This window comes from Pelagibacterium sp. (genome assembly GCF_035555455.1).
In the GTDB taxonomy this organism is placed as follows: domain Bacteria; phylum Pseudomonadota; class Alphaproteobacteria; order Rhizobiales; family Devosiaceae; genus Pelagibacterium.
The window spans coordinates 120,216-132,895 of sequence record NZ_DATMGM010000041.1 but is presented as its reverse complement, the minus strand read 5'-3'; the positions used below and the strand labels follow the sequence as shown (position 1 = coordinate 132,895).

The window sequence follows — 12,680 nt, the reverse complement described above, 5'->3', positions numbered from 1 at the left end:
CTCATCGGGAATGCCCAGCTTGCCTTGAGAGCGGGCAACGCGCAAGGGGCAGCGCAGCGGGCCGTTTTGCCGATTGATCCGGCGGGCGCGGAAGCGATAGGTTGCCAACGCTCTCTTACCAGCCCGACATGAGGATATAATGGGACTGCTCTCGGACGCCCTTTCGCGCGTACAACCCTCGGCGACCGTTGGGATCACCCAGCGGGCCCGGCAAATGGCCCAGGCAGGCGCAGACATCATCGCGCTTTCGGCGGGCGAACCCGATTTTGATACGCCCGAACACGTGCGCAAAGCGGCGATCGCCGCCATAGAGCGCGGAGAAACGCGCTATACCAATGTCGATGGCATTGCCGAGCTCAAGGAAGCAGTGGCGGCAAAATTCCGGCGCGACAACGGGCTGGATGTGACGGCACAGGATTGCTTCGTCTCGTCGGGCGGCAAGCAGATCATCTTCAACGCCCTGATGGCGACGCTCAACCCGGGCGACGAGGTGGTGGTGCCGCTGCCCTATTGGGTGAGCTATCCCGAAATCGTGCGACTGGCAGGGGCGGAGCCGGTGTTTGCCGAGGCGAGCCAGGCGACCGGGTTCAAGCTGACGCCGGAGACGCTGGAAGCCGCGATCTCGCCGCGCACCAAATGGCTGCTGCTCAATACGCCGTCCAATCCCTCGGGCGCGGCCTATACGGCAGACGAGCTCAAGGGGCTGGCCGAGGTGCTGCTGCGGCATCCGCACGTCTATATCCTCACCGACGATATCTACGAGGTGCTGGTCTATGACGGGCGCAGCTTTGCGACGATCGCCGAGGTCGAGCCCAGGCTGCTGGCGCGGACGCTGACCATGAACGGGGTGTCGAAATCGCATGCGATGACCGGGTGGCGGATCGGCTATTGCACCGGCCCACGCGAAATCCTCGCGGCGATGCTGAAATTGCAGGGGCAATCGACGACCAATCCAACATCGATCTCGCAATGGGCGGCAGTGGAAGCGCTCAACGGGCCGCAGGCGTTCCTGCTGGAGTGGCGCGACGTGTTCCAGAAGCGGCGCGACTATGTCGTGGCGCGGCTGCGGGGCTGCAAGGGGCTGGAGTGCCTCGTGCCGGAAGGGGCGTTCTATGCGTTCCCCTCCTGCGCGGCACTGTTGGGCGGAACCAGCGCTGGTGGACGCAAGATCGCGACCGACGAGGACTTCGTCATGGGGCTGCTGGAGGAAAACGGCGTGGCGCTGGTGCATGGCACCGCGTTCGGGCTGCCCGGCCATTTCCGCATTTCGTATGCGGCTTCAGACAGCGACCTGGAGCGGGCCATGGACCGGATCGAGGCGTTCTGCGCGGGCATCGTTTAGGCAAAGAAAAAGGCTCCATCCGAGGATGGAGCCAATGATCGAGGGTAGAACCCTAATCTTCCAGTTTCGATCCGGGCCGAGGGAGGAGGAGGAAACAGCCGGGATCGGGTGAGCGAAGGATGAGGGAGGAGGAACATCATTCGCTCGGGGTCGAAAGCGACGCTACCGCAGGGAGGAGGAGGCGGAGCATCGCTGCACTCGACAACGCCAATATGGGGCGGAGGGTTCCCTCGCGCAATGCGCAAGACCGCATACGAGCCATGCAAGAAGATGGAAGGTGTTTGCGCACCGGGCTGACTGAAGCGGGGAGCACAAAAGGAAAGAGGCCCCGCCAGGGAGGATGGCGGAGCCTCTTAGGAACCTTCGGCCGCATTCGAAGGGAGGAGGAGTCGAATTACGGCCTCTAGGAGCGGTCAAGGAGGGAGGAGGAGAACCTTTCCCGCTCTAGGTGTCACGATGCGGGGGGCTTTGGGAGGAGGAGAAAAGCGCGCCGCGTCAGTGACAGTGCTTATATGTATTCTTAATCACGACTTGTACAGTCGTCTAATGACATGCCAGCCATGCAAAAAATGCAAGGCACGGGTTTCCGGGAGTCAAAACGTTTTGGAGGTCCGGGCAAAAAAGAAGCCCCGCTCGAGGGGAGAGCGGGGCCCAAGGACGAGAGGCAACCTCTCGTAGGAGGGAACATCAAACGCGCCCAAAGGGAGGAGGAAAAGCGCGCAATGTCTGCCGGTTAAGTAGAGATTAAGATCAGGGGCGGCAAGCGCGAAGATGACATGTCAGCCATGCGCGAAATGCATGGCTTGGGTGCGGATGGTAAGATATTGAAACTTAATGGGTATTTGTTCCAGGGCGGCAGATTTCGGCCTGGAACGGCGATTTGTGCGGCTCAGAACTGCCAGTCCCGGGCCTTGTCGACGAGGAAATCCCGGAACACGCCGACTCGCTTGGAGCTTTTGAGGGCCGGGGGATAGACGAAATAGGTGTCGAACGCCGGCAGGTCGGTGTCGGTGAGAATCTTGCGCAGATTCGGTTCTTCCTCGGTGATGTACTCGGGAAGCATGGCAATACCGATTCCCTGACGGCAGGCCTGCATCATGCCGTAGATGGCATTGACCTTGAGGGTGGCGGTGCGGAGGGAGTTGTCCGGGCGCCCGATGCGTTCGAGATAGTTGACGTCGCCGAGATAGGACGGGGACGGCTCGCCAAAGGTGATGATCTTGTGGGCGTCGAGGTCCTCGATGGATTCGGGCGTGCCGAATTCTTCCAGATAGCTTTCAGCCGCATAGAGATGGAAATGCACGGTGAACAGCTTGCGCTGGATCATCTCGGACTGGTTGGGGCGGTGCAGCCGAATGGCAACGTCCGCCTCGCGCATGGCGAGATCGAGCTCGGCGTCGTTGAGCTTGATGTCGAGCTGGATGGTCGGATAGAGCGTCACGAATTCGTGAATGCGCTTGGTGAGCCAGGTGGAGCCGAATCCCACGGTGGTGGTGACGACCAGCGGACCGGTGGGCACGTCCTGGCTTTCCGTCATCTGGGCGCGGACCGATTGCAGCTCCCACGCCATGCGATGGGCTGTGCGGAACAGCTGTTCGCCGGCCTCGGTGAGGACCAGTCCGCGCGCGTGGCGGATGAACAGCTTTAGCCCCAGATCGTCCTCAAGCGCGGAAATCTGCCGCGACACCGCGGACTGGGACATTCCAAGCTTTTCGGCGGAATGGGTGAAGCTGCCCGACTCGGCGGCGACATGGAAGATGCGCAGCTTGTCCCAATCGAGCATCCGCCCGTGTCCCCTCTTTTAAACTGCCGGCCTCGGATCGTCCGGGGCCGGCCAAACCAGATATGCCGTGCGCCTGTTATTCGGCGGCTTCGGCCAGATCGTGGACCGCAAGATAGCGCTCGGCTTCGAGCGCGGCCATGCAGCCCATGCCGGCGGCGGTAACCGCCTGGCGATAGACGTCGTCGGTCACGTCCCCGGCGGCAAACACGCCGGGTATGGATGTGGCCGTGCTGTCAGGCGCGGTGACGATATAACCGCCATGGCGCATTTCGAGCTTACCTTTGAAGATATCCGTGGCCGGAGCATGACCGATGGCGACGAAAATACCGTCAACGTCGAGCGTCGAGGTCTCGCCGGTGACGACATCGCGCAAAACAGCACCGCGCACGGACCGGGGCATCTCCGCGCCCTCGACCTCGTCGAGCACGGTGTTCCAGCGCACTTCGATCTTGGGGTGCTTGAACAGACGGTGCTGCATGACCTTTTCGGCGGTGAGCTGGTCGCGGCGATGAACGAGGATCACCTTGCTGGCGAAATTGGTGAGGAACAGCGCTTCCTCCACGGCGGTGTTGCCGCCGCCAACCACCAGAACGGTCTTTTCACGGTAGAAGAACCCGTCACAGGTGGCGCAGGCCGAGACGCCAAACCCCTTGAACTTTTCCTCGCTGGGCAGGCCAAGCCATTTGGCCTGGGCGCCGGTGGCGATGATGACGCTGTCGGCGGTGTAAACGGTGCCGCTGTCGCCGGTGAGCCGGAAGGGGCGGGAGGTGAAATCAACATTGGAAATGAGATCGTTTTCGATCTTTGCGCCCATGTTTTCGGCCTGGGCCCGCATCTGCTCCATCAGCCAGGGACCCTGGATGGGATCGGCAAAGCCGGGATAGTTCTCCACATCGGTGGTGATGGTGAGCTGGCCACCCGGTTCCATGCCGGTGATGATGAGGGGTTCGAGCATGGCGCGCGCCGCGTAGATGGCGGCGGTGTAGCCAGCCGGGCCCGAGCCGATGATGATGGTCTTGGCGTGCATGATATCGTGCCGATCACTTTGTCTGGCGACAAATATGGCACGGCTTTGCCCCGTTACAAGCACGGACGACACAGGACCGGGGGAAAAGCCGGAAAGGTCGCAGCCAAATGGCGCCAGGGGGGAGAGGGCGGGCGAAGAATTGGGCTCCGCGCCCGCCGGGAGGGGTCAGATGAAGACGATTTTCAGGATTTCATAGCCGCGCGCGCCGCCGGGGGCAGCCACCTCGACCGAATCGCCGACCGCCTTGCCGATGAGGGCGCGGGCGATGGGCGAGGAGATGGAGATGCGGCCCGCCGACGCGTCGGCCTCGGGATCGCCCACCAGCTGATAGGTCTTTTCCTCGTCGGTGTCCTCATCGACGATGGTTACGGTCGCGCCGAATTTGACGGTATCGCCGGAGATCTTGGACACGTCGATGACTTCGGCCATGGCCAGCATCGATTCGAGTTCCATGATGCGGCCTTCATTGAGGCTCTGCTGCTCCTTGGCGGCGTGATATTCGGCATTCTCCGAAAGGTCGCCATGGGCGCGCGCTTCGGAGATGGCATCGATGATGGTGCGGCGATCCTCGCTGGTGCGGCGCTGCAACTCGTCGATCAGTGCGGCCTGTCCTGCCACGGTCATGGGGATCTTTTCCATATTCCAATCCCTCCTTTACGAAAAACAGATGTGCATTAAGCGCAAACCGGAGACCGCGCTGACCTCAATCAGCGGTCTCGATTTACGCTTTCGGGGAAACTAACTCCACGAGGTTGCCCGTCCTTGTTCGTCCGGTCAAGAACAAACGAAGCCGGGCGGGAGCCTGTGGGAAGGCAACCGGAATATGGGACTTGTTTTCGGTTCCGCAAGCCCCCGCCGGTGGGGGAAACAGCAAAATAAAAAGGCGCAAACCGCTGGTGCGGTCCGCGCCCTGTTTGCAGCGACCCGGCCTGTGAGCCGGGCGAATGCTCAGTTGGCCTTGTTCGGATCAGTCAGCGGCAACGAGGTTGCCGGCAGCCGATTTCCCGGTGCGTTTGTCCTTGACGATTTCATAGGAAATCTTCTGGCCCTCATCGAGTCCGGTCATGCCGGAGTTCTGCACGGCCGAGATGTGGACGAAAACGTCCGCCCCGCCCTCATCAGGCTGAATGAAGCCGTACCCCTTCTGGGTGTTGAACCATTTGACAATGCCGGTTGCCATGGCGTGTCCTTTCGCGTCGTGCGTTCGGGAGAGGATACCGTCTGGTGTGGGTATCGCGCTCCCAGTCCCTGTTAGATCGTGCAGCCGGATGGATAAATCCGAAAACCCTCCCCGGTCACACGCTGGCCAGAGGCCGAAGCCTCTGAATATCGAAGTCTTGGTTCAGGACGTCAGCAGGCGCGAAATAACGCACGGATAGCTCGGTCGGCCGCAATTTCGATCATGATTGTTTAGAAGAAAAGCGGGAAATATTCAAGAGCTTATGAATTACCCGTACCCTGAAAAGGGTTAATCTGCCGTTCTGTAATAACGAGGATGCGAGCGCCCGGCGGCGTTGCTGAAATGTCAGTATTGCAGACCTTATGCACAGGGCTGCGCTGAAAAACTATAGTATTGCCGGAAAGTCCCACAAGGCGAGACCAGCAAGCTTGCCAGTTGGCGAAGCCGCGACAACGCGTTAAGCAGGCAGGACAAACCCAACAGCCGCCCAAGAGACCCCACCATGACCCGCATCATTCATGATTTTCGATCCGATACAGTGACGCGCCCCGATGCAGCGATGCGGACAGCGATGGCCGAGGCGGCGGTGGGCGACGATGTCTATGGCGAGGACGAGACGGTCGCGGCGCTGGAAGCCCGTTTGGCGGAACTGACCGGCAAGACGGAGGGGCTGTTTCTGCCTTCGGGCACTCAGTCCAATCTTGTAGCGCTGATGAGCCATTGCGAGCGGGGCGATGAATTTATCGCGGGGCAGGATGCCCATTGCTACCGCTATGAGGCGGGTGGCGCAGCCGTGCTGGCTTCGATCCAGCCACAGCCGATTGAAAACGCCACTGATGGCAGCCTGCCGCTGGACAAGGTTGAGGCGGCGATCAAGCTCGACGATATCCATTTCGCGCGGACACGCCTGTTGGCGCTGGAAAACACCATTGGCGGTAAGGTGCTGCCTCAAGCCTATGTGGACGAAGCGCTGGCGCTGGCCAGGCGTCACGGGCTTGCCACCCATCTCGATGGTGCGCGGATCTTCAACGCGGCGGTGGCCTCCAACCGGAAAGCGCGGGACCTGACGCAAGGGTTCGATAGCATCTCTGTGTGCCTGTCCAAAGGGCTGGGCGCGCCGGTGGGCTCGGTGCTTGTGGGAAGCGCTGAACTGATCGGCAAGGCGCGGCGGTTGCGCAAGATGCTGGGGGGCGGGATGCGCCAGGCGGGCATTCTGGCGGCGGCGGGGCTTTATGCGCTGGAGCACAATGTCGAGCGGCTGGCCGAGGATCACCGGCGGGCGCGGCGGCTGGCAGAGGGACTGGCCCAGCACGAAAGGCTGAGCGTGGGGCTGCCGCAGACCAACATCTTTTTCATGCGGGCCGATCCGGAAATTGCACAAGCGTTTGCAACGCATTTGGCGGACGCGGGTATCGGGGTGGGCGGGCGCTACGGCCAGCAGCGCTGGGTGACCCACAAGGATGTGGGCGATGACGGTGTCGATGCGGCGCTGGCGGCGGCGGAGAGATTTTTCGCTGCCGCATAGGCAAAATTATTGATTTTTGGCGCGGGAAGGCGCATTTCGCGCACCGGCTGAAATGAAATAAACCCGGATTGCGCAGCGAGTGTCCGCAAAATTCCTGTCTTCTGGCGATCTGATCGTGGATCGCCGCACGCAATATGCCCAGATGCTGGCGGAGGTGGGTGATTTTGTCGCCGCAGCCGATGTGATGGAGCAGGCGCTGGCGGGGGCTCCGCGCTGGGCTGCCGGATGGATGCGCGTTGCTGAATATCATGAGCGGGCCGGGACGGAGGCGCAGGCGATTGCGGCCTGGCGGACAGCGGCGGAGCTCGATCCGGGCGGAACGCTTGGGGCGCAGACCCATCTTGCCGCGTATGGGCAAGGGGATGTCGCGCCCGCGATCCACGCGGCCTATGTCGGGGCGCTGTTCGACCATTATGCCGATCATTTCGAACAATCGCTGCTGAAAAAGCTCGATTATGCCGTGCCGGACAGGTTGGCGGCGCTGATCCTTGGCACGATGGGGCGGTTGGAGATCGCTGGCTTTGCGCGGGCGGTCGATCTGGGGTGCGGCACCGGCCTGATGGGGGCGCGCCTGCGCGAACATGTGGGGCATCTGGCCGGGGTCGACCTGTCGGCGGCCATGGTGGCCGAGGTGCGGCGCAAGGGCATTTACGAAGTGGCCGAGCAGGGCGATCTGCTGGATACGCTTGCGCAAAGCCATGGCGCGCTGGACCTCGTGACGGCGGCGGATGTGTTCATCTACTGCGCGGCGCTGCCGCCGATCTTCGCGGCGATCTATCGGGCCTTGCGGGCGGGTGGGGTGCTGGCGTTCTCTGTGGAGCGGCATCAGGGGCCGGAAGCGCAGGTGCTGCAACCCTCGCTGCGCTATGCGCATAATGGGGCGGCGACGGCGCGGGAACTGACCGCGCAGGGGTTCGAGATCATCGAGATTGTGGAGCAGACGATCCGCATGGATCGCGGGCAGCCGATCGAGGGCCTGCTGTTTGTCGCCCGCAAGCCGGTGGCCGGAGCGATGGACGCTCCGGCAGAGCTCGCATCCTAGAAGTGTAAGCCGCAGGCCTGACGAATGGCGATCTGGACCGGCGAAGGGGGCAGGTTTGGATCGAAATCATAGGCCGGGAGCAGGGGCGGCTGGGCCATGAAACGTGGCGCGGTGCCGCGATGGGGCTGGGCCGCATGGACGAGGAACGGGTGGCACAGATAGACTGTGCCCGCCGGACCGGTGGCCAGCACTTCCTCGCACTCCGCTGTTGACGCGAAATCATCCGCAGCCAGCTGACCGAGCGTCAATCCACGTTCGCCGTGGGGCAGCAATTGCCGGGCGATCGCGGCATGCGAGCCCTTTCGGATGCGGGTGGGGGCGTCGTCGGGACCAACGTCGGAAAACAGAAACAGCATCAAAAGCGAACGGCCCGTGCTTTTGACGTTGGCGCGCCAGGCGAGGAAGTAGTTGGGGTCGTCCTCGGGCAGGCTGAAGCTGACATCGATATGCCAGCCCGCGTCGCCGGGATCATCGGGCGACGGGAAGCGGACCGGGAAGGTTCCGAGCCCCTGTGGCGCGATCCAGCGACCTGCGCCCACCAGCTGATCATAGGCGGAATGCAGGCGCGACGTGTTGGCAGCGTCGCGGAACGGCGCATCGTGGTAGCCGCCGAGGCGGATGACGGGCTGCGTCCAGGTCGAGGGGGCATTCGGATCGCAGCCGGTTTCGCGCCAGAGGATGGCGCGGCCCTGTTCGGCAAGGGCAGGAGGAAAGGCCTCATCGATACGCACGAAGCCATCGGCGATGAAGGATTTGATCTGCGCTGCGGTGAGCGCGTTGAATGTCTCAGGCATTGAAATGTCCATGAATTCGCAACGCCGCGTCGGACGCGGCGGGAGGGCGGGGAGCCCAGCAAAACTTCCAAGCGATCAAGCGCTCAGGAAGACTGCGAATGTCGTGGATGTCATGAACATGGTGCGAAGTATATGCGCTCGCAGGCGAGCGTCAATAGAGCAGGGCGAACGTTTTGGCTCAAGCGACCGAGGCCGTGAGCGGTTTGCAATTGGCGCCGGATTGTCGTTCGATCCGGATCGACGGCGGAAGCAGCAGCGCCTTGCCAGCGGGCGCGACCGGGAGGGATGGGCTCTCCCGGCTGTGGCGAAAGCCTCGCCGTCTAACGGAGGTGATGATTATGTGGGGATTCCCGATCATCACTCTAGACATGAAAAAGACCCGGACGAGCTGGCGAGTTCGGATCCGGGTCCTATTCATAATCTAGAAAGGGGAGGCCGGGTGAAAGCCCGGTCTCCACTCCGGTAAGATAGCTGCTCGGCCTGATTTTTCAAGTTTTGACGTCAGGCTGCGAAATAGTCTTGCAGCGGGCGGACAGCCAGGCTGCCGTCGCGATAGGCGAGAATGCCTTCGACGGCGGCGACCGCACCGGGGACAGTGGTGTAATAGGGCACCTTGGACAAGAGCGCCGCACGGCGGATGTCGCGGCTGTCGGAAACGGCCTTCGCCCCATCTGTCGTGTTGATGACCAGATGCACGCCGCCGTTCTTGATGGCATCGACGATGTGCGGACGGCCTTCGAGCACCTTGTTGATCTTGGTGCACTCGATGCCCTGTTCGGCGAGGTAGCGCTGGGTGCCGCCGGTGGCGATCACTTTGAAGCCGATATTGGCCAGATTGCGCACCGCTTCGACAATGCCAGCCTTGTCGTCATCGCGAACGGAGACGAACACGGTTCCGTCCATCGGCACTTTCGAGCCCGCTCCGAGCTGGCTCTTGGCGAACGCGATGGCGAAATCGGTGTCGAGGCCGATGACCTCGCCGGTCGACTTCATTTCCGGGCCCAGGACCGTATCGACGCCGGGGAAGCGGGCGAAGGGGAACACGGCTTCCTTGATGCCGATATGGTCGATCTGGCGCTCCTTGAGATCGAAGCTCGCGAGCTTTTCACCAGCCATGATGCGGGCCGCGATCTTGGCGACGGGTACACCGACAACCTTGGCGACGAAGGGGACCGTACGCGAGGCGCGGGGGTTCACTTCGAGCACGTAGAGCGTGCCGTCCTTGAGGGCGAACTGCACGTTCATCAGGCCGCCGACATTGAGCGCGCGGGCCATTTCGGCGGACTGGCGCTTGAGCTCGGCGATGACCTCGGGGCTGAGCGAATGCGGGGGGAGCGAACAGGCACTGTCACCGGAGTGAATGCCCGCTTCTTCGATGTGCTCCATGATGCCGGCGACGAACACGTCCTCGCCATCGCACAGGCAGTCAACGTCGATTTCGACCGCGCCCGCCAGATAGCTGTCGAACAGCAGCGGGTTGGAGGCGAGGACCGAGTTGATCTGGCCGGTCTTGTCGTTGGGGTATTTGTGCCGGATGTCGGGCGGGACCAGTTCGGTCAGCGTCGACTGGACGTAGCGCTCGAAATCTTCCGCCGACTGGCAGATGATCATGGCGCGGCCGCCCAGCACGTTGGACGGACGGATGACCAGCGGATAGCCCAGACCTTCGGCGATGATGCGCGACTGTTCGAGGCTGTAGGCGATGCCGTTGCGCGGCTGGGTCAGGTCAAGCCTGGTCAGCAGCTTCTGGAACAGGTCACGGTCTTCGGCCAGATCGATCTTGTCGGGCTGGGTGCCCAGGATCGGGATACCAGCACGTTCGAGGGCATTGGCCAGCTTGAGCGGGGTCTGGCCACCGAACTGGACGATGACGCCATGGAGCGTGCCGTTCTGCTGTTCGGTGGTGAGGATTTCCAGCACGTCTTCCTCGGTGAGCGGCTCGAAATAGAGGCGATCGGAGGTGTCGTAGTCGGTGGAGACCGTCTCGGGATTGCAGTTGACCATGATGGTTTCATAGCCCGCATCCGACAGCGCGAAGGCGGCATGGCAGCAGCAATAGTCGAACTCGATGCCCTGACCGATCCGGTTCGGGCCGCCGCCCAGGATGACGACCTTTTTCTTGTCGGTGGGCTGGGATTCGTCGGCAGGCTTGCCGGCGAACGGGGCCTCATAGGTCGAATACATATAGGCGGTGGGTGAAGCGAATTCAGCGGCGCAGGTGTCGATGCGCTTATAGACCGGACGCACGTCGAGCGCGTGGCGATGGGCCATCACTTCGCGGGCGGTCTTGCCGGTCAATTCGGCAAGACGCGCATCGGAAAAGCCCATGGATTTGAGATTGCGCAGCGCACCGGCGGTTTCCGGCAGGCCGTGCTCGCGGACTTTGGCTTCGGTATCGACGATGGCCTGGAGCTGTTCGAGGAACCACGGATCGATGCGGCAGGCCTCGTGGATCATCTGGTGGTCATAGCCAAGCCGCATGGCTTCGGCGACCAGCAGCAGGCGATCGGGAGTGGGTGTGCCCAGAGCAGCGCGCACCGCGTTCTTGTCATCACCCTCGCCCAGACCGGGGATGCCGATCTCGTTGAGACCGGTCAGGCCGGTCTCCAGGCTGCGCAGCGCCTTTTGCAGGGATTCGGGGAACGACCGACCGATGGCCATGGCCTCACCCACCGACTTCATGGCGGTGGTCAGGCGATTGTCGGCACCGGGGAACTTTTCAAAGGCAAAGCGCGGAATCTTGGTGACGACATAGTCGATGGTGGGTTCGAACGAGGCCGGGGTAGCACCGCCGGTGATGTCGTTTTCCAGCTCATCGAGGGTGTAGCCGACGGCGAGACGCGCTGCGACCTTGGCAATGGGGAACCCGGTCGCCTTGGAGGCGAGCGCCGAGGAGCGCGATACGCGCGGGTTCATTTCGATGACGACCAGACGGCCATCCGCCGGATTGACGGCGAACTGGACGTTGGAGCCGCCGGTTTCCACACCGATTTCGCGCAACACCGCGATCGATGCATCGCGCATGATCTGGTATTCCTTGTCGGTGAGGGTGATGGCGGGGGCAACGGTGATCGAGTCGCCGGTGTGCACGCCCATGGGGTCGATGTTTTCGATCGAGCAGACGATGATGCAGTTGTCGTTCTTGTCGCGAACGACTTCCATCTCGTATTCCTTCCACCCCAGAACGCTTTCCTCGACGAGGACTTCGGTGGTGGGGGAGGCATCGAGACCGGATTCGATGATGTCGATATATTCTTCGCGGTTATACGCGATGCCGCCGCCGGTGCCCCCAAGGGTGAAGGAGGGGCGGATGATGCAGGGCAGGCCGATCTCATCGAGGGCGGCCAGCGCTTCGGGCAGCGAATGGGCCAGACGCGAGCGCGGGGTTTCGAGGCCGATCTTTTCCATGGCGGCGCGGAACAGTTCGCGGTCCTCGGCCTTGTCGATGGCTTCCGCATCGGCACCGATCATTTCGACATTGTATTTGTCGAGCACACCCATCTTCTTGAGCGACAGCGCGCAGTTGAGCGCGGTCTGGCCGCCCATGGTGGGCAGCAGCGCGTCGGGGCGCTCTTTTTCGATGATCTTGGCGACAACCTCGGGGGTGATCGGCTCCATATAGGTGGCGTCCGCGACATCGGGGTCGGTCATGATGGTCGCCGGATTGGAGTTGACCAGAATGATCCGGTAGCCCTCTTCGCGCAGGGCCTTGCAGGCCTGGGTCCCCGAATAGTCGAATTCACAGGCCTGGCCGATAATAATCGGTCCAGCCCCGATGATGAGGATGGATTTTATGTCTGTGCGTTTGGGCATTTTTTCATTCTCGACATCGGGCACGCGACAGACGGGCTGTCGCGCGGGATACAGGGGCTGGGATTCTGTTGGCTAGGCGGTCTCCTTAGAGCAAGCTTAGGGGGATTTCCAGCACTTATGCGCGGATTCTTTTGCCTGGCCGTGCCCGATGACCAATTTGTCGCGGTGCGGGGG

General features: G+C 62.2%; 9 protein-coding genes. 3 read left to right on the top strand and 6 right to left on the bottom strand.

From position 1 onward, the window contains the following. The first annotated feature begins 139 nt into the window (after positions 1 to 139). Positions 140 to 1,342 (top strand): pyridoxal phosphate-dependent aminotransferase, encoded by a 1,203-nt coding sequence (locus VNS12_RS08110; protein ID WP_325487324.1) that lies wholly within the window; start codon positions 140 to 142, stop codon positions 1,340 to 1,342. Positions 1,343 to 2,231: 889 nt separating this feature from the next. Here VNS12_RS08110 and VNS12_RS08105 read toward each other — a convergent pair. The 4 genes from VNS12_RS08105 to VNS12_RS08090 form a co-directional block, all read right to left on the bottom strand. After that, positions 2,232 to 3,125 (bottom strand): LysR family transcriptional regulator, encoded by an 894-nt coding sequence (locus VNS12_RS08105; RefSeq protein WP_325487323.1) that lies wholly within the window; start codon positions 3,123 to 3,125, stop codon positions 2,232 to 2,234. A gap of 76 nt (positions 3,126 to 3,201) precedes the next feature. Then, positions 3,202 to 4,152, bottom strand: a complete 951-nt coding sequence (gene trxB, locus VNS12_RS08100) for a thioredoxin-disulfide reductase (protein WP_325487322.1) — start codon at positions 4,150 to 4,152, stop codon at positions 3,202 to 3,204. Between the two features lie 165 nt (positions 4,153 to 4,317). Further along, the gene (gene greA, locus VNS12_RS08095) at positions 4,318 to 4,791 is read right to left on the bottom strand and encodes a transcription elongation factor GreA (RefSeq protein WP_325487321.1); all 474 of its coding nucleotides are present in this window, start codon (positions 4,789 to 4,791) and stop codon (positions 4,318 to 4,320) included. 328 nt (positions 4,792 to 5,119) lie between these two features. After that, on the bottom strand, positions 5,120 to 5,332 hold the full coding sequence (locus VNS12_RS08090; RefSeq protein WP_325487320.1) for a cold-shock protein: 213 nt from the start codon (positions 5,330 to 5,332) through the stop codon (positions 5,120 to 5,122). A gap of 502 nt (positions 5,333 to 5,834) precedes the next feature. Here VNS12_RS08090 and ltaE point away from each other — a divergent pair. Further along, positions 5,835 to 6,857 carry a low-specificity L-threonine aldolase gene (gene ltaE, locus VNS12_RS08085; RefSeq protein ID WP_325487319.1) on the top strand — a complete coding sequence of 341 codons (1,023 nt, stop codon included), beginning with the start codon at positions 5,835 to 5,837 and terminating at the stop codon, positions 6,855 to 6,857. A gap of 79 nt (positions 6,858 to 6,936) precedes the next feature. Further along, positions 6,937 to 7,899: a class I SAM-dependent DNA methyltransferase gene (locus VNS12_RS08080; protein WP_325487318.1), complete on the top strand. Its 963-nt coding sequence runs from the start codon at positions 6,937 to 6,939 to the stop codon at positions 7,897 to 7,899. On the opposite strand, the gene VNS12_RS08075 is transcribed toward VNS12_RS08080, so the two are convergent. Together VNS12_RS08075 and carB are read right to left on the bottom strand one after the other, a co-directional pair. Next, entirely contained in the window at positions 7,896 to 8,693 is a 798-nt protein-coding gene (locus tag VNS12_RS08075) for a phytanoyl-CoA dioxygenase family protein (protein ID WP_325487317.1), read from the bottom strand. The two genes, VNS12_RS08080 and VNS12_RS08075, sit on opposite strands and share 4 nt — an antisense overlap. A 501-nt stretch (positions 8,694 to 9,194) precedes the next feature. Continuing rightward, positions 9,195 to 12,506: a carbamoyl-phosphate synthase large subunit gene (gene carB / locus VNS12_RS08070; protein WP_325487316.1), complete on the bottom strand. Its 3,312-nt coding sequence runs from the start codon at positions 12,504 to 12,506 to the stop codon at positions 9,195 to 9,197. Positions 12,507 to 12,680: the final 174 nt, after the last annotated feature.